General features: G+C 57.2%; 11 protein-coding genes. 8 read left to right on the top strand and 3 right to left on the bottom strand.

Going from position 1 to position 18,316, the window contains the following annotated elements; translation table 11 throughout:
- The first annotated feature begins 125 nt into the window (after positions 1-125).
- Positions 126-2,726, top strand: a complete 2,601-nt coding sequence (locus tag HY010_05370) for a CHAT domain-containing protein (GenBank protein ID MBI3475140.1) — start codon at positions 126-128, stop codon at positions 2,724-2,726.
- Here HY010_05370 and HY010_05365 read toward each other — a convergent pair.
- Genes HY010_05365 through HY010_05355 form a run of 3 tightly spaced genes read right to left on the bottom strand, consistent with a single transcriptional unit; the run spans position 2,667 to position 5,342 of the window.
- Entirely contained in the window at positions 2,667-3,827 is a 1,161-nt protein-coding gene (locus tag HY010_05365) for a hypothetical protein (GenBank protein ID MBI3475139.1), read from the bottom strand. The two genes, HY010_05370 and HY010_05365, sit on opposite strands and share 60 nt — an antisense overlap.
- A 12-nt stretch (positions 3,828-3,839) precedes the next feature.
- Entirely contained in the window at positions 3,840-4,616 is a 777-nt protein-coding gene (locus HY010_05360; GenBank protein MBI3475138.1) for a hypothetical protein, read from the bottom strand.
- A 12-nt stretch (positions 4,617-4,628) separates the two neighbouring features.
- Entirely contained in the window at positions 4,629-5,342 is a 714-nt protein-coding gene (locus HY010_05355) for a sigma-70 family RNA polymerase sigma factor (GenBank protein ID MBI3475137.1), read from the bottom strand.
- 300 nt (positions 5,343-5,642) lie between these two features.
- Between HY010_05355 and HY010_05350 the strand changes: the two genes are divergently transcribed.
- The 7 genes from HY010_05350 (at position 5,643) to HY010_05320 (ending at position 18,315) form a co-directional block, all read left to right on the top strand.
- Positions 5,643-6,266, top strand: a complete 624-nt coding sequence (locus HY010_05350) for a hypothetical protein (GenBank protein ID MBI3475136.1) — start codon at positions 5,643-5,645, stop codon at positions 6,264-6,266.
- Positions 6,267-6,485: 219 nt separating this feature from the next.
- Entirely contained in the window at positions 6,486-8,681 is a 2,196-nt protein-coding gene (locus HY010_05345; GenBank protein ID MBI3475135.1) for a carbohydrate binding family 9 domain-containing protein, read from the top strand.
- 179 nt (positions 8,682-8,860) lie between these two features.
- Positions 8,861-10,282, top strand: a complete 1,422-nt coding sequence (locus HY010_05340) for a hypothetical protein (GenBank protein ID MBI3475134.1) — start codon at positions 8,861-8,863, stop codon at positions 10,280-10,282.
- 382 nt (positions 10,283-10,664) lie between these two features.
- Positions 10,665-11,975 (top strand): PD40 domain-containing protein, encoded by a 1,311-nt coding sequence (locus HY010_05335; protein MBI3475133.1) that lies wholly within the window; start codon positions 10,665-10,667, stop codon positions 11,973-11,975.
- 95 nt (positions 11,976-12,070) lie between these two features.
- Positions 12,071-13,663 carry a hypothetical protein gene (locus HY010_05330; protein ID MBI3475132.1) on the top strand — a complete coding sequence of 531 codons (1,593 nt, stop codon included), beginning with the start codon at positions 12,071-12,073 and terminating at the stop codon, positions 13,661-13,663.
- 333 nt (positions 13,664-13,996) lie between these two features.
- Positions 13,997-15,202 (top strand): MdtA/MuxA family multidrug efflux RND transporter periplasmic adaptor subunit, encoded by a 1,206-nt coding sequence (locus tag HY010_05325; GenBank protein MBI3475131.1) that lies wholly within the window; start codon positions 13,997-13,999, stop codon positions 15,200-15,202.
- Positions 15,199-18,315, top strand: coding sequence for a multidrug efflux RND transporter permease subunit (locus HY010_05320; protein ID MBI3475130.1), 3,117 nt, complete (start codon positions 15,199-15,201; stop codon positions 18,313-18,315). The genes HY010_05325 and HY010_05320 overlap by 4 nt, the downstream gene beginning before the upstream one ends.
- Position 18,316: the final 1 nt, after the last annotated feature.

The following is an 18,316-nucleotide window of genomic DNA, read 5'->3' as shown; positions in this document are numbered from 1 at the left end:
CCTGGGAGATACCCATCACTGCTTAAGACCACCAGGGGACCCACGGCAGAACAGAAATCTTTCACAACGGCACTCGCACGAGCGGTTAGCGCCAGATCAGAGACCCCCGCTACAATGTCGCAGAGATGTTCTCCGCTCGAGCCACTGTCACGGTCTTCGCCCTGTACCTTGCGGCAGGCACCTTCTCCGTTGCGCAAAGCATTCCAAACGACCCACTTAACGAAAAGATTCGCCAGGCCGATGCGCTGCAGGACAAAGGGTCTCTCCAGGAAGCGCAAGCGGCATATGAATCTGTGCTCAAATCGCTGTCCCCGGACACTCCATCTCAGCAACTCGGCCATGTCTTGAATGGTCTCAGCAACGTCGCGTCTTCGCTGGGGAAGAACAGTGAAGCGGTCGACTTCGCCCAGAGAGCCTTGGGTGCGTACCACGCGTTAGGCGATGCCGAAGGACAGTCGTACGCGCTCAACAGTCGTGGTATCGCGGAAGGAGAACTAGGACAGTATTCCGCGGCGCAGGCCAGCTTTAACGACGCCCTCTCTTTCAGCCGCAGCATCAAAGATCTCAAAACCGAAGTACGAACGCTGAACAATCTGGGCAACGCGTATTACTTCCCTGGAAATTATCTCGAAGCGCTACGCGCTTACGAACGCGCGCTGCAGATCGTGGAAAACCATCCCGCCGAGACTTGGAGCGACTATTGGCGCCAGATTACGAAGATTAACCAGGCCACACTCTATCAACGGCTGGGGCGTTACCAGGACGCACTGACGATCTACAAGCAAGTTGGCGGGGCAACGAGCAGTTTGTCCGCAAGTGACAAGGCCCACCTCTTCATGAACCTTGGAGTTCTCTACCGCCGCCTGGGAGATCCCTGGAAAGCGTTAGACAGCTATCAGTCGGCCCTGGACCTCTACACACAACAGCACGACGATGACGGCGACATCAGCGTCCTGAAGAACATGGGTATTGTGTACGCCCTCGATCAGAACGATTTAAAAAAGGCTCGTCACTTCTTCGAAAAGGCTTTGGCGCGCGCCCAGTCAGCTCACATGGAACTCGAAGTCGTGCAGACTCACCTTTATCTGGGAGAGACGTTGCTGCGCGAATCTGATCTCCAGTCAGCTCGCCCTGAGTTTGAAGCCGCCCTTGCACAAGCAGAAAGACTCGGCATCGCGGAAGAGCAATGGAAAGCGCATTATGCGATCGGCAAAATCAATGAACTCTCCGGTCATGCGGCGGACGCGCAGGCTGACTACGAGATGGCCATTGCGATCATCGAGATGTCGCGCTCGCAACTGCAGTTGTCGGCACTACGCGCCGAATTTCTCATCGACAAACGGGATGCGTATGACGCTTTGATCGCTCTGCTACTCAGCCGTAACGATATTCGAAGTGCGTTTACGGTGCTGGAAAAAAGTCGCGCCCGCACCTTTCAGGATCGACTCGCCGCCGGCCGTGGACGCGACTCAAAGCATTCCGGGGCGCTCAGCCTCGGTGAAACTCAGCGGTATCTCGATTCGGATACGGTTCTCCTGGAATACTGGGTTTCAGGAAACCGGGTTGCGCTCCTTTGGTGTACTCATGACTCGCACGGAGTAAAACAGATCACGTATTCCACTGCCGAGCGGGAACATCTGCTTGAATTTCTGCGCCAACTCCCGGATAGCCTTAAAGACGACTGGCGCCAACAGGTCAGTACTCTCGGCTCTTTGTTTCCTGACGCTTCTTCCCTGCCTCCGAACTTGCGGCACGTCGTCATCGTTCCTGATGGATGGCTTGCTGCGGTGCCCTTCGATCTAGCTCCGGCTTCTCCCCATTCCGATACTCTCCTCATCGAGAAATACGACATTTCCTACTTGCCGACGGCTACTCTCTTCCGCCGTGCTCCGGCGACCCGGGCTGGATTGCACTTTCCCTGGATGCCGGAATTCGCCGCATTTGGAAATCCCGCGATTGAGATCCAGGAACGAGGGCAGCGGACGTTCGAAAAGTCAGGGAGTCTGGCTAGACTGCCTTACTCCGAAGAAGAGATCGCGAGCATTTCCAGAATGGCCAGAGGCCGGTCGGAAATGCACTTAGGGAGCGCGGACATCAAGAGGGCATTCCTTGCCTCCCAAGGGCCCCGTGCCCCGCTGTTGCATGTGAGCACCCACGCCTTTGCGGATGCGGATATTCCCGAGAACTCGCGAATCTTGTTTTCCCCGGCTGATCCCGCCGGGAGCGCGGACTACGTTTTCTTGCGCGAGTTGTACGACCTGGACCTGCACGACGTCAATTTAGCGACTCTTTCGGCGTGTAACACGGAACGTGGAAAGATGATTCGCGGAGAAGGTGTGCAGGCTTTCAGTCGCGCCCTGCTGGTCGCGGGCTCACGTTCATCGCTGACGACATTGTGGAGGGTAGCGGATCAACCAACCAGCGAGTTCATGAAGCAGTTTTATTACTACGCTCTCGTGAAACGGCAGTCAAAAGTGGAAGCGCTGCGCTCTGCCAAGCTCACGTTTATCAACTCCAATACGCAACTTGCAAACCCCGCTCATTGGGCTGCGTTCGTACTCAACGGCGACGGCACCGGTACGCTTCCCCGCTTTGTTTCATGGGGCGAACTGATGTCGATGGTGACGATCGCGACCCTCGTACTTGGAGCTGGAATTTGGTTCCTGCTACAGAGTCGGCGAAGGGTCAACCGGGTCCACAGTTCCGAGCGTGTCGTCTCCCAATAGTCCCAGCATCGGAATCGCGACGGGCGACGTAACTTTCACACTCGTACCGTTGCCCGCCACCACGCCGATGAACACCTCGGCGAGATCTCGCGTGTACCTCTTGCTGGGCAACAGTTTGACGTTGCGTGTCTTCAGCAGCGTTCCACCGCTGTTAAACAGTTGCATTTTTATCTTCACAGGTTGCGCAGTCGGATTTTCTACGGATAGTCCACTGAACTGCGCACCATTTAAAACAGGCCTGAAGTAGGCAACTTTCCAGGTGCTCTGAGAAAACAACGGCACGGTTGCGGCAACCAGGACATGTTTGCTCAGCCCCATATCTGAAGTCCGCTGGTAGGAATAGTAAACGGCCCGTTCATTCGAGGACGGATTTCGTACGCGAATGCGGCGCGACGTCATATCGATGTCGGCCCCCAACGTGACATCGATTTCCGTCGGCCCGATATAGGTCTGCGTGTCTGGAATCGACTCATTCACCTGGACAATCGAGTCCGGTTGAAACCCGACGCCACGAATGGCGATCGTCGTACCTTTGGGGACGAGGCCTCCCCCGGGAATAATGTCTGAAATTGACAGCGTTCCCCCAACCGTCACGACGCCATCGGTTAGAACGACCGGGTAGTCTTGCCCCGCGGGATCGACCCATCGCGATAGGCTCGGGTCGAGAGTCAATGGCGCGGAGTCTCCTATTTTGGCCGTCGCCTTCACCGGTATTGCAATGGTCATGATCGGATAGTCGATGTTCATTCCCATCGACAAAAGCGGGGAGCTAAGCGAAAACTGCGCGGCACCCTTCGAGAGAACGGCTGTACCGCTGGCATCGCCATCTGGGCTAAAGAGTGCAATCCCTTGTGGCTGGCTGAGAAACTTCGCTTGAAATCTGGACTTCTGCCCACCCTTGGAGATCGGCTTAGGCTCCGTGATCTGCACCTTCAACTGCAGCATGCCACCGGGCGGAACGGTTTCGGAGGGGATGGTCAGCTCAACGCCTAAGAATGGCGGATCCACCGCAAACACAGATCCTGATGTCGCGATTAGTAACACGATCCATGAAATGCCGGCCATCAACTTGAAAGGATGAAAACGATTTGCTGCCATCATGACGAACCTCCGCTATTGGGACGATTGGGGCGATTGAGACTTTTCAGACGAATTTTGGCGGGGAGTGGAAAACCGCTGGGTTTGCGAACTACCCAAGACTCGGCCTTGTGCGTCGGTGGCGGTGACCTGCCACAGAATCGGCTTTCCTGGAAGTATTTTAGCACGTACCGCGGCCGGCAAAGGGATGGATGTTCCCTTCGTATCGCCCGCCCAGAGCCGCGTTTGATCCACTTCCATGATTTCGATCCTGTACGACGCAGCCCCGGAGAACGACTGCCATTGCAGCTCTCGCGGCATCTGTTGCAACTCGCCAACCGGGCCGACAATTACCACTTCCTGAGAACGATAGATAACCTGATTGCCTCCGGCATTGGCCTGCAACTGGGGTGGTTTTGACGGCTGCAGGAGCAGTGCGCTCACGATGGCAACGGCGGCCACGGCGCCGACCGGAAGCGCCCATCGAAATCCTCCTCGTCCCAACATCCGGCTCAACCAATTCTGTGGTTCCAAACCCTGCACCGCCGCGCGAGCGCGGGACCGAACCGGTTGCTTGATGCTGTCGAGACGGCGGTCGAGTTGCGCGCTGATCCAGGCCACGGCCGCGCCTTCGTCGGGAAGCGGCGCGTCGGATTCGAAAGACTTCAGCATCGTCAGCTCCGCCTGGCATCGTGGGCAGTTCTCCATATGAGGATGTGTTTTCTTGCCATCCAGCAGGGCTTCCAGTTGCTCTGGTGTCAGGCAATCCGGCGTGGCGGTGAACGATTCTTTTAGTATGTTCCGATCAGACATGGCGCGCCTCATTCAAACTCTTCCGTATTGACCACGTGCCTTCATTTGCTGCACCAAGCGGGCCAGTTTACGCTTGGCACTGACGATATAAGCCTTCGCGCCGCTCTGGTTTTCCAACCGCAGCAGGCGCGTGATTGCATCCAGCGAGACCTCCTCGCCGTAATGCAGGGTGAAGACCATCTTTTCCGTCTCGTCGAGCGCTTCCGTCAGGAGCTTGCGAACCATTTGCGCTGATGCCGTCTGTTCCAGTACGGAATGCGCACTGGGAGAATTGTCCGCAATACCGAGCAGGATTTCTTCGCCATCGTCGGCAGAGAGTTCTGTCGCCTGCCGGCTATTCGCTCGGACCGCATTCAAACAGTGGTTGCGTGCAATCACAAAAAGCCAGGTAGAAAACTTGGATTGTCCCTGGAATGAACTGAGGTTCTGATACGCCTTGGCGAAAACCTCTTGTGCGAGGTCGGCTGCCGCTTCGCGATCGGTAGTAAAGCGCAGGCACCAACGGGCTACTCGCGCGTAGTTCCGCCGAAATAACTCGTTAATATACTGTTCCCGTTCGCCGACCTGGGTTCCGGACCGATAGAGGGTGACCAACTCCTCGTCCAGGAGTTGCTCCAAAGACATGCGTTCGATTATAGCGCCCGACTCTGCCCGGCCCGCCGATGGAACCCTTGGGGCGACTACTCTGCCGCGAACTCCGTAGCCGGTTGTGAGTGCGTCGATCATTTCCATAATTCCCGCTAGCCGTTTCGCTACTGATTCCCTACATCTCCTAAGACAACAGGCCCGGGGAGGCGGAACAGATTTCTTTGAAATTTCCCGCAATAAAAGAAGATGCGACTTGAAAATCCGCGCAAGGAATCGCAAGCCATGCGTTTTCAACCGGTTACGGGCACAGTCGGTCCACCCACAATTTCTTTGTTCCGCACCGCGAGGTCCCGTTGTCTTAATTTGCGAACGGGAAGCCGCCAGACCAGAGCAAAACGGGATGCGGTTCACGAAAACAAAATCTTAAGGAGAATCACAATGAAAAAAGAACTGCTCGTAATCGCCGCATCACTGGCACTGGCTACCGGGATGAACGCCAGCGTGAACAACACCACCAAACTGACCTCGCATCGCGAGATCGCTAGCTCCAGCGCCGGACTTACCCAAATCGCTCGCGAAGCCGAACCCGGCGACAAGCGTCATGGCCGTGGCAAAGACGACAAGAAGGGCCACAAGTTCTCGCAGGAAATCGCTCGCGAAGCCGAGCCCGGCGACAAGCGTCATGGCCGTGGCAAGGACGACAAGAAGGGTCACAAGTTCTCCCAGGAAATCGCCCGCGAAGCAGAGCCTGGCGACAAGCGTCATGGCCGCGGCAAAGACGACAAGAAGGGCCACAAGTTCTCGCAGGAAATCGCTCGTGAAGCAGAGCCCGGCGACAAGCGTCATGGCCGTGGCAAAGACGACAAGAAGGGCCACAAGCTCTCGCAGGAAATCGCCCGCGAAGCCGAGCCCGGTGATCAGCGCCGCGGTCGTGGCAAGGACGACAAGAAAGGTCACAAGCTCTCGCAGGAAATCGCTCGCGAAGCAGAGCCCGGTGATCAGCGCCGTGGCCGTGGCAAAGACGACAAGAAAGGCCACAAGCTCTCGCAGGAAATCGTCTAGTCGAAATGTGTAACCAGCGTCCGTCGCGTGTCATCAACCAGTGAAACGCGCCGGACCTCTCAGCAGCCCACAATCCGCCCTCGGGTTCCGAGCCTTCCCCTATCGAATCCGGAACTCGAGGGCAAAGTTTTTCTAGAGCATGGAAGTTTCACAAGATCGCACATGAATTCATTCTCAAAAACGATGTTGTGCATAGCGGCTGTGCTGGCGATAGGGTGCATGGCATCCGCCGAAACTGCAGGCGCTGGGACCCGTATTCGGCTCCCGAAAGTCGCGACTCCGCCCAGATTGAGCGACTACTTATCCAGAGACTCCCAGCCCCAGGGATTGCGCATTACAGAATTCACTCAGCGTGAGCCTAACGACGGCGCAACAGCCACGCTCGAAACTGTCGCCTATCTCGCGTACGACGAAAAGAATCTGTACGCGGTATTTGTTTGCAAGGAAGACCACCGCGTACTTCGTGCTCATGTCAGCCGCCGAGAAGAAATCCTCGACGACGATCGCGTCAGTATCACGCTCGACACCTTCCACGACGGGCGCCGAGCGTACGAATTCTTTGCCAATCCGCTCGGAATTCAACGCGAAGGGATTATCACCGAGGGACAGGACGACGATTTCTCCTTTGACACGCTCTGGCATTCGGAAGGACACCTGACGCCTGAGGGGTTTGTCGTCCTCATCGCAATCCCATTCAAGAGCCTGCGTTTCCATACTGCCTCGGATGCAACTTGGGGAATCGCGCTGGGGCGTTATTCCCCAGTGACCAAGGAGTTCTCCACATGGCCGCACCTTACCGAAAAAATTGAGGCGTATGTTCCTCAGTTCGCAACGCTGGAAGCGATGGGCGATCTAACACCGGGACGCAACATGCAGTTCATTCCCTATGCCTCGTTTGCCGGCCAGCGGTTTCTCAACATTCCTGACGGCACAAATCCATCCATCAAAACTCAAAACGACTGGCGCGGCGGACTCGACGCCAAATTTGTGTTGCGCGACGCGCTCACGCTGGACGTGACTGCCAATCCAGATTTCAGCCAGGTGGAATCGGACGAACCGCAAGTGACAGTGAACCAGCGCTACGAAGTTTTCTTTCCCGAGAAACGGCCCTTCTTTACGGAAGGCTCAGGATTTTTTCAGACGCCGGAAGATTTGTTTTTCTCGCGCCGCATCGTTGACCCTCAGTTCGGATTGCGCATGACCGGCAAGGTCGGCCCCTGGGCACTGGGCGTGTTGGCATCAGACGACCGGGCGCAAGGAAAGGTCATTCCGCCCGGAGAGTCATTTTCAGGAGATCGAACGGACCTGGGAATCGTCCGCGTGCAACGCGAGGTGGGCCGTCAATCGACGGTGGGGGCGCTCGTATCGCGCCGCCATTTTGGCAACAGTTCCAACGAAGTGTTTTCCTTCGATACCCGCATCAAGATGGGCGCAAATTGGGTGTTTACCGGACAGGCAGTCCAGTCCCGCGCTCACGATCTGAATGGCACCCATTCCTCCGGATCCGATTACTTTGCCGAAGTGCAGCACACTGGCCTGCATCTGACCTATTTCACTAACTATCTGGACCGCAGTCCGAACTTTCGCGCCGACCTCGGCTTCATTCCGAGGGTCGACATTCGCCAGCTCAAGAACGAAGCCGGATACCATTGGCGGCCAGAACACGGGTCACTCGTCAGTTTTGGACCCACACTCAATACCCACATGATCTGGGACCATCGCGGCCAACTGCAGGAATGGCTGGTCGACACTCCATTTTCGTTCACCTTCAAAGGACCAATGTTCGTTTCCTTCGGCCATCTGGAAGAGTTCGAAAGATTTCAGGGCATCGGCTTTCGCGAAAATGCCACTTACTTCATCTTCTCGACTCAGGCGGTCAAGTGGCTTGGCTTCGACGCCTCATACAGTCATGGGACGAACATCAACTTCGTTCCTGCCTCGGATGTACTTCCCTTCGTGGGAAAGTCGGACGATGCAAGTCTCTCCGTGACGCTGCATCCCACCTCACGTTTGCGCGTGGATCAAACGTATATCTATAGCCGCTTGGGAACGCTGGCCACTCCGCGCGAACCTGGGCTTCCAAAATCAGCTTCTGTCTTCAACGACCACCTCTTTCGTACCAAGGTGAACTATCAGTTCACGCGGGTGTTATCGTTTCGCGCAATTTTCGACTACAACGCCACCCTGCCGAATCAGTCGCTCGTGAATCTCGATCGTTCGAAGCGAATGACCGGTGATGTGCTGCTGACGTACCTCGTAAATCCCGGCACTGCGATCTACCTCGGTTACACAGACCGGCGGGAGAACCTCTCCTTCGATCCAGCGGACCCCAGTGGTCTTCGGCGCACCGGCTTTCCGGGATTTTCAACTGGGCGGCAGATTTTCGTGAAGGTCAGCTACCTGTTTCGCTTCTAGCCACCTCGGATTCCTGTTCCGCAGCGCTCCCTACGGTTGTCCCACTCACCAGTAGGTTCTTTCGGTACCTCGCCGGGGATTGATCAACGAATCCTCTTCGTAACCCACCTCATGGCGCTTCGAACATGGCCATCGGGAGCCGAAAGTCCTCACGGGGAAACCGTGAATTTGGAGGAAATATGCTGTCCCTTAGGTCTCGCAATGGCTGGTACGGTGGCGCAATCATCTCGTTGCTGTTGGCAGGCTTACTCATAGCAGTCGGCTGTGGAGGCGGTGCAAGCAGCACGACAGGCGGTGGTGGAGGCGGTGGCGGTGGAACCGGCACAACGGCTGCGCAAATCAAGATGGGCGATGCTCCCGCGGATCGCGTCCTCGTCTTCGAAGTAACCGTCGGCCCAATCAAACTGACCCCGACAACGGGGGCTGCTGTGACCGTGTTGTCGACTACCAAGCGGCTCGAACTCACTCACCTCTCCGGCACCAACGAACCGCTCGCGTTGCTGAAGGTTCCGCAAGGCAGCTACGCCAGCGCGACTCTGACGGTTGCCAGTCCCGAGGTGGTGTTCATCAATAACCTGGGACAGATCGTCAAATTACAGCCGGCATTCAATCAGCCCGTCACCGTCAATTTCAGTCCTGCGTTCACGGTGGGTGCAAGCGCGCCGGTCGTGAACATCGACCTGAATGTGACCAACTCACTGACCTTCGATGGACAAGGCAACGTAACCGGAGTCAACATCAGCGCCTCTTCGTTCAACTTGACGGCTTCCACAGTGGCCGCGCAGGGCGAGCAGGAGTTCGAAAATGGCGAACTCGAGGACATCACGGGTACCGTGAGCAGCGTCACTGGAACAACCTTCGTTCTGGCGCTCGGCACCACGGGAACCACTCTCACGTTTGCCACCGACGCCAATACCCAATTCAACGATGGCGCAACCCTTGCCACCATGGCGAACACAGTCGTGACGGTCGAAGGTGTGACCCGAACTGATGGATCTCTTTATGCCAAGGAAGTTGAAGGCGTAGAAGACATTGGCGGAGCGGAAGTCGAAGGCCTCATTTCACAAGTCACCGGGGCTCCAGCAACGCAATTGACCTTCACTGCCGACGACGGTTCTGGTAGCGGCATGGACGACACCAAGACAGGATCCACTTTCACTGCCGACGTCACCGGCGCAGGTTACAAGGTGGGCAAAGGCAATATCGATACCAGCGGGATTGGTGGATTGCCCTCTCCACCGAACTTCCCCTTCGATGCTTCCACGGTCCACGCCGGACAGCGCATCGAAATCGAAAGCCACAATTCGATCAGCGGCGACTCGCTGCTCGCGGAAAAAGTCACACTGCAACAGCAATCGCTTTCGGGCACCGTGTCTGGATTGTCGGGGACGGCTCCCACAACGTTCACTCTTACGGTGGCCGCTGACTCGGCATTTGCCACATTCTCCGGTTCGACCACGGCCACGATTTACTGGCAGCCGGGAACGGACCTTCACAACTTGCCGCACACGCTGACCAACGGTGACGCCGTGCGTGTCCGAGGCTTGCTGTTCTTCACCGGCAGCAAGTTCAACATGATCGCACGCCGTATTACCCCGTAGAGGGTAGATGTAGCCAGACAGAAACTCCTGGAAGAGCGACGGTCCCTTCGGAGAAGGAATCGTCGCTCATTTTTTTTGAAATCACCCTGTCAAACGGCCCACTCGAGAACGATCTAGTCCACGGAATGTGTTCCCCAACCGACTGGCTCGTTGTCTTACTTATCAGTAGAGCTGGCTCTACTGTGCTTCTCCACTGGGGAGGGCCTGGACTCAGAGGTGGGTAGAGGCTCTTTCCCAGGGGAAGCATTCGGCGATCGCCTCGGCCTTGGGATCACCGCCAGCTGTGATCGCCGTCACTGCACCGAGAGGCGCTCGTCCACGAGAATACCGACCTACCCACCTCTAGCAGTCACGATACAAACTTCATTTTGAGAGGTTTCTCATGCACACCCAGGTTCCACGATGGCTAGCCGCGACCCTACTCTGCCTCGCGCTGCTATTTGCAGTCTCAAGCCCTTCTCTCGCCGCAACAGGCCCTAACGGAAAAATCGTTTACGTCGTCAACATGCCGGACAACACTACGGACATCTGGGTGATGGATGCGGACGGAAGCAATCAAGTCGATCTAACCAATACTCCGGGCATCAACGAACTCGCACCCACATGGGCGCCCGACGGCTCCAAAATCGCCTACGTCGTTACCGACTTCATCACACCGGGCGTATGGATCATGAATCCCGACGGCACCGGGCAGGCTAAGTTCTCGACGTTTACCGGCGTCGAGTTCGGTCCCACATGGTCGGCCGACAGCACCAGGCTCGCATTAGTGCGCTACGTACCCGGAATCGTCATGTCGATCCAGTTCGATATTTTTGTGGTGGCGGTCGACGGCTCTTCGGACGTGAATATCACCAACTCCGACTACGACGAAATCGAGCCGGCATGGTCACCGGACGGAAAGAGAATTGCCTTTGCCGGAGTTCGTGAGGGCGGAGCGTTCACTACCTGGCAGATCGTGACCGTAAATCCCGATGGCAGCGGCGAAGCGGTACTCGTCGTGATGGACGAAGAGAATCGCAGTCCCAACTGGTCGCCGGACAGCGCCATGATTACGTTCATGTCGCAGTTCAACAATCCTTGCTGCGCGAATTGGCAAGTCTGGGCGATGAACAGTGACGGAACTGGCGCAACCAACCTCAACCCGGATCCAACTGTGTACGACATGTGGCCATCTTTCTCTCCGGATGGCACGCTCATCATTTTCTCCAGCACCCGCAACGGCGGATGCTGTGGCGAAACCAATATCTTCACGATGCCTGCGCCCACTCAACTGCCGCCTCTTGCCAGTCTCGAAGCGCCAGTGGCAATCCAGCAACTCACCTTCAACGGCAAGTCGACCGATCCGAATTGGGCTAAGCAGGCTGGAGTGGGCGCCTGCAAAGTCAATTGCCTGCGCTCGAAAGGAATCCTGTTCAGCGCCAAACGGGACAACGCTGGGATTGAACTTCACGGCAAGGTCCGCGTGAAAAACGAACTCAAAGCATTGGTACCCGATGTGCTGGTAAGCATCCAATGGACGCTACCGGGCGGCAGCACACAAACCGCCCAGGGCACGACCAACATCAACGGCCTGGCGGATTTCCAACTGAAGGGTCCGCACGGAACATACACGCTCAAGGTAACTGGGCTGGCGAAACAGGGCTTCACATTTGATCCAGCAAAGAGCCTGCTGACCAAGACCGTCACCAAATAGACCGACCCTATTCGGGGAGCAGTCGGAAGACCGCTCCCCGTGCACAACAGAACGCAGCAAACAAGAAGCAAGACTACTTTCCCCGGGGGATTTACATGCAGCGCAATTTTTGTACGAAGTGCCAGAAAATTTCTGGACTAGTTATCTTCCTCTTCACATTTTTCCTATTGGCCAGCATCACAGTGAGTGCAGTCACCAACCCGCCCGTACTGTGGACGGCAGGCGGTCTATCAGCGGGCAACGACTCTGCAGGGCAGGCGAGCCGCGTCGCTACCGATTTGGCGGGGAACGTTGCGATCGTTTCAGGACCGTCGGGCGGGCGTAATCTCGCGGTCACGTCTTACACCGCGGACGGAACACTGCGCTGGCAGAGCACCGTTTCTCCGGCGTCGGGTACATTCGTCGGCGGCTGGGTAGCTGCTGCGCCCAACGGCGATTTTGTCGCCACCGGTCAGAATATCGATTCTCACGGCCGCCCCATTCTCGGCGCGATGGTCCGCTATTCTGCGAACGGAACATTTCTGTGGCGAGTCGATCTCTCCGCGCCGTTCTACCCCTCCATTGCTCGACTCGTGGTTGACTCGGCGGGCAACGAATACGTAGCTTGGAGCGCCGTTGGAAGCGGCATGTTCGTCCAGAAGTACAGCCCCACCGGCGCCTTGCTGTGGTCGCAACAGGATGTGGCGATCAGTGGCTACGCGTTCGCCACCTCTTTGGCGCTAAGCCCCGATGGAGCCGATGTGGCCGCTTCGGGCTCAGTCTCAGGCGGCGCGATCTGGATCACAAGTGTCTATGACACGACGACAGGCAATCGCCGATGGCAAGTGGCCGCTCCTGAGGGTACCGGTGCCAACGATGTCGTAGTGGACGCCACGCGCGTGTATGTAACTGGTACCGGTGTAACCGACCCGGGAACACCGAAGATGAAATACAACCTCAGGGTCGTCGCGTATAACCGAGCGACCGGAGCGCGCTTATGGCGCAAGGACAAGATGCCAGTTGACGGCACCTTTGCCTCCGGCCTGCGGATGGCCATCGCGCCCGACGGCAGCCTGGTCGCGACCGGCATGGCGAATCGCGGATTTCTCGACTGGTACACCGTGGCCTTCGAGACCACCGGAGCGGTTCGCTGGGAAGCGGTCCGTGACGGCGGGCTCAACACAGACGAGATTCCGCAGAGCGTGTTGGTGCTTGCAAATGGAACCACCGTCGTGACGGGACCTGGCGGGCCGAACCTTCCGGGCGGATACATTCCGGGAGTGACGGCCGGCTACAGCACGAATGGAACTCTGCTCTGGGAAGCGTTCTCAAAACTGGCCACGGTCTGGGCCGCGGCCCTTCCGAACGGCAGCGTCTGTTCCACCGGAGGGTACGACGCATTCATCAGCTGCTGGCAATTGCCCGGCGCACCGTCAGCACCCACGAACCTGGTCGCAACCTCCACCACTGCGGCTCGCATTGACCTGACATGGACGAACACCGCGTCGGATGCAACCTCGATCGGTGTCGAACGTTGTCGAGGAGGTGCGTGCACGAAGTTTGTCCCGGTCGCCCAGCTTGATGCCACGGCGACTTCGTGGGCGGACTCAACCGTAACGTCGAAGGCAGTCTATCGCTATCGCGTGCGCGCATCGAATGCCGCGGGCAACTCGCTCTACTCGAATATTGCGAAGGTTAGAGCACGTTGAACACGTGCGTCGACAAGTATGACCTGTAGGCAAAACGGGCAAGGAAAAATAGAGGGGCGGCAGGAATGCCGCCCCTCCGTCATCACACGCGGCCCTCGCGTGGCCTAAATTCTGCCTCCCGAAGCGGATCGCGAGCCCCCGCAATAGAAGCTGGTCCGCGAGGAAAATGCTAGTTCGCCTCTTCCAAATGTAAATTCATGTAAACGTTGGCTTAATCCGCAACCGGAGTGTGCTTTATTGCGTCCAATGGGAGTACAAATGATTAATTAAAGAGAACTGGGTTTCTCGGAGGAACAAGAGATAGTGGGCAAACGGATACGGAACAGTCCTTCGATGCCGCACAGCCGATTCTGCACCGAGGCTTGGACGCACGGAATTTTCAAGTACGCGCTTTCGATTGCCGCAGTCTACGCGGTCACAGCAGTCCTACTCGGCTGCAGCGATGCCAACAAGACGAGTACTGCACGAGCTTCGGCTCCCGCGGTCGTGCCGGTTGGCGTTGCCACCGCCGAGCGTCGCGATGTGCCCGTCTACCTCAAGGGGCTGGGCAGCGTAACGGCCTCGAACACCGTGAGTGTGAAAAGCCGCGTCGACGGCCAGCTCTCGCAGATCAATTTCAAAGAAGGCCAGAACGTCAACCAGGGCGATCTGCTGGCAGTAATCGATCCGAGGCCTTACCAGGCGGCGCTTGATCAGGCGCAAGCCAATTTATTTCGTGATCAGGCGCAGTTGAAGGACGCTCAGCTCAACTACGAACGCTTCAAGAATTTGCTGGAGCAATCAGGGGCAGTCTCGCAGCAGCAGGTCGACACGCAGAAAGCCGCTGCGAATCAACTGGAAGGAACGGTTCGCGCGGATCAGGCACAGATCGATAACGCCAAGCTGAACTTGACCTACTCTCACATCACGGCCCCGATCAGCGGCCGGATCGGACTCCGGCTGGTGGATGCCGGCAACATGGTGCATGCCTCCGATGCGAATCCATTGCTGGTCATTACTCAACTGAGACCGATTGCTGTGCTCTTCACACTGCCCGAAGATAACCTTCCCACCGTGGCCCAGCATCTGCGTCAGGCAGCTCTTCCGGTCGAGGCTTACAGCCGCGACGATCAGACCAGGCTCGCGACCGGCACCCTGCTCACCATCGACAATCAGATTGACCAGACAACCGGCACCGGCAAATTGAAAGCGATTTTCGACAATCAGGACAACGCTCTCTGGCCCAACCAATTCGTGAATATTCGACTGCTGCTGGAAACGCATAAAGACACGACGGTGATCCCATCGGTGGCGATTCAGACTGGTCCGCAGGGCAGCTACGTCTTCGTGGTCAAACAGGATAAGACTGTCGAAGTGCGGCCCACGACTGTTTCCTTCACGCAAAACAACGTGGCGTCCATTGCAAGTGGACTGGCGCCCGGCGACGTTGTCGTGATCGACGGACAGGACAAACTCAAGGCCGGCAGCACGGTCTCGCCGCACGCCGCCACGGGGGGAGGAAACAGGAACGCGCAGTCTTCGCCCACGGGAGCGCCATGAACCCGTCACGAATATTCATCCTCCGTCCGGTCGCGACCACCTTGCTGATGGTAGGGCTTCTTCTCGTCGGGCTGGTCGCCTATTTCCAGCTCCCCGTTTCGGCGCTTCCCGAAGTCGACTATCCCACCATCCAGGTTGTAACGTTTTATCCGGGCGCTGATCCGGAAGTAATGGCATCATCCGTTACTGCGCCGCTTGAACGGCAGTTTGGCCAGGTTCCGGGACTGAGCCAGATGACTTCCACCAGTTCCCTGGGAAGTTCCATCATTACTCTGCAGTTCAATCTCAACGAGAACATCGACATCGAAGAACAGCAGGTACAGGCCGCCATCAATGCGGCGACCACATACCTGCCACGGGATCTGCCGAATCCGCCCATCTACAGCAAGGTAAATCCCGCTGACTCGCCGATCATTACGCTGGCTTTGACTTCAGACACGTTGCCGCTGTCAAAAGTTGAGGACCTCGCCGACACCGCGTTGGCACAGAAAATTTCTCAGCTTCCCGGCGTGGGACTGGTTTCAATCAGCGGCGGTCAGAAGCCGGCCGTGCGCATTCAGGCTAATCCAACGGCGCTCGCGTCCTATGGGATGAGTCTCGAAGACCTGCGAGCATCGCTAGCGGCCGCCAATGTCAACCAGGCCAAGGGCGTGCTGGACGGCCCACGCCAGTCCTTCACGATTGGAGCCAACGACCAACTCAATTCGAGCGGCCAATATAGCGGACTGGTTGTCGCCTATAAGAATGGCGCGCCGGTGCGACTCTCCGATGTCGCCTCAGCCGTCGACAGCGCAGAAAACGTAAAGCAAGCCGCGTGGATGAACACGACTCCCGCGGTGATCGTAAACATCCAACGCCAGCCCGGGAGCAACATCATCAGCGTTGCCGACCGGGTGAAAGCGCTGTTGACGCAACTCCAGTCGTCGTTACCGGCTTCGGTGAAAGTTCAAATCCTCACCGATCGGACGGAAACGATTCGAGCGTCCGTGAAGGATGTGCAATTCGAATTGATGCTCACCATCGGACTGGTGGTGATGGTCATCTTTCTATTCCTGCGGAACTTGTCGGCGACGGTGATCCCAAGCGTTGCCGTGCCGCTGTCTCTGGTAGGCACGTTCGGGGTCATGTATGTGCTGGGATACAGCCTGAACAACTTGACTCTGATGGCGCTCACGATCTCGACCGGCTTTGTCGTTGATGATGCCATCGTGATGATCGAAAACATCGATCGCTACCTGGAACAGGGCGAGTCGCCGCTCGATGCAGCATTGAAAGGCGCGGGGCAGATCGGATTCACGATCGTGTCGCTGACCGTTTCGCTGATCGCAGTGCTGATCCCACTGCTGTTCATGGGCGACATTGTGGGAAGACTCTTTCGCGAGTTCGCCGTCACCCTCGCAGTTACGATTCTTGTTTCCGCAGTGATCTCGCTGACGTTGACGCCGATGATGAGCGCCAGGCTGCTCAAGCGTCACGACCCCGCACATCAGAGCCGCTTCTATAAAGTGACGGAAAGTTATTACAACCGCGTCATTGAATTTTACGGACGCACGTTGAAGTTTGTCCTCAGGCACCAGACCACGACACTGCTGGTGACGGCGGGCACGCTGGTCCTGACGCTGTTTCTGTACGTCATTGTGCCCAAGGGTTTCTTCCCGGTACAGGATACGGGCGCGATTCTCGGTATTTCAGAAGGCCCGCAGAGTGTCTCCTTCACCGCCCTGGGGAAGAGCCAGCAGGAACTGGCGGCCGTCATCATGAAAGACCCTGACGTGGCCAGCCTTTCTTCGTTCATCGGAATCGACGGTATCAACTCCACTCCAAATAGCGGACGCATTCAGATCAACCTGAAACCGCGCGATCAACGCAAAACTACTGCTTCCGAAGTTATCCGCAGACTGCAACCAGAACTGGCCAAGGTGAACGGCATCACCTTATATATGCAGCCGCTCCAAGACCTCACCGTCGAAGACCGCGTGAGCCGCACGCAGTATCAATACTCGATGGAAGACGCCGACGCACAGGAGCTCTCGGTTTGGGCGACCAAACTGGTGGAAGAATTGCGCAAGTTGCCGGCGATGCGCGACGTCGCCACCGACCAGCAGAATGGCGGTCTCAAAGCCGACCTGGTGATTGATCGCGATACCGCTTCCCGGCTCGGCATCCTGCCGCAGGCCATCGACGACGCGCTCTACGACGCCTTCGGACAGCGGCAGGTCTCCACAATTTTTACGCAGTTGAATCAATACCACGTGGTTCTTGAAGTCGGGCCGCAGTTTTCGCAAAACCCCGATTCGCTCAAGAACATCTACGTGCATGCGAGCGGAGGGCAGCAGGTTCCGCTTGCGTCCTTCAGCCACTTTGAGACGACTAACACGGCGCTGGCGATCAACCATCAGGGACAGTTCCCCGTGGTCACGCTTTCCTTCAATCTTGCTCCGGGAATTTCGCTGGGCGAGGCGACCAAAGCGATCGAAGAGGCCGAGCAGAAGATTCAGTTGCCTCCCAGCATCCACACCAGCTTTCAAGGAACTGCGGCAGCGTTTCGTAACTCTCTCTCCTCTGAACCGTGGCTGATTCTGGCGGCGATCATCACGGTGTACATCGTGCTGGGCGTGCTCTATGAGAGCTACATCCATCCGGTTACGATTCTTTCCACGTTGCCGTCAGCAGGAGTCGGAGCAATTCTCGCTCTATTCCTCACTCGCAATGACCTGGGAGTCGTGGCGCTAATTGGCATCATTCTTCTGATCGGCATCGTAAAGAAGAACGCGATCATGATGATCGACTTCGCGCTCGAGGCGGAACGCGTCGAGCATAAGCCGCCGGAGGAAGCGATTTTTCAGGCTTGCCTGCTGCGTTTTCGTCCGATCATGATGACCACCATGGCTGCGCTGCTGGGAGGCCTGCCCCTTGCACTCGGCGGCGGCACCGGATCAGAGTTACGTCATCCGCTGGGAATCACGATCGTTGGCGGATTGCTGGTGAGCCAACTGCTCACGCTCTACACCACGCCCGTGGTCTATCTGTGGTTCGACCGATTGGCACAGCGTTTCTCGAGCCTGAAGATCGGTAATCCGATTGAAAGGCCGACTGAGGCCTCCGCGGACTGAG

The sequence above is a fragment of the Acidobacteriota bacterium genome, assembly GCA_016196065.1.
In the GTDB taxonomy this organism is placed as follows: domain Bacteria; phylum Acidobacteriota; class Terriglobia; order Terriglobales; family Acidobacteriaceae; genus Acidiflorens.
The sequence above is the reverse complement of the archived record's forward strand: the minus strand, read 5'-3'. Positions and strand labels throughout refer to the sequence as shown.

Bases quoted from the DNA above. Each gene is read 5' to 3' on its own strand.
- HY010_05370 (MBI3475140.1), top strand. From the start codon at position 126: ATGTTCTCCGCTCGAGCCACTGTCACGGTCTTCGCCCTGTACCTTGCG.
- HY010_05365 (MBI3475139.1), bottom strand. From the start codon at position 3,827: ATGATGGCAGCAAATCGTTTTCATCCTTTCAAGTTGATGGCCGGCATT.
- HY010_05360 (MBI3475138.1), bottom strand. From the start codon at position 4,616: ATGTCTGATCGGAACATACTAAAAGAATCGTTCACCGCCACGCCGGAT.
- HY010_05355 (MBI3475137.1), bottom strand. From the start codon at position 5,342: ATGATCGACGCACTCACAACCGGCTACGGAGTTCGCGGCAGAGTAGTC.
- HY010_05350 (MBI3475136.1), top strand. From the start codon at position 5,643: ATGAAAAAAGAACTGCTCGTAATCGCCGCATCACTGGCACTGGCTACC.
- HY010_05345 (MBI3475135.1), top strand. From the start codon at position 6,486: ATGGCATCCGCCGAAACTGCAGGCGCTGGGACCCGTATTCGGCTCCCG.
- HY010_05340 (MBI3475134.1), top strand. From the start codon at position 8,861: ATGCTGTCCCTTAGGTCTCGCAATGGCTGGTACGGTGGCGCAATCATC.
- HY010_05335 (MBI3475133.1), top strand. From the start codon at position 10,665: ATGCACACCCAGGTTCCACGATGGCTAGCCGCGACCCTACTCTGCCTC.
- HY010_05330 (MBI3475132.1), top strand. From the start codon at position 12,071: ATGCAGCGCAATTTTTGTACGAAGTGCCAGAAAATTTCTGGACTAGTT.
- HY010_05325 (MBI3475131.1), top strand. From the start codon at position 13,997: ATGCCGCACAGCCGATTCTGCACCGAGGCTTGGACGCACGGAATTTTC.
- HY010_05320 (MBI3475130.1), top strand. From the start codon at position 15,199: ATGAACCCGTCACGAATATTCATCCTCCGTCCGGTCGCGACCACCTTG.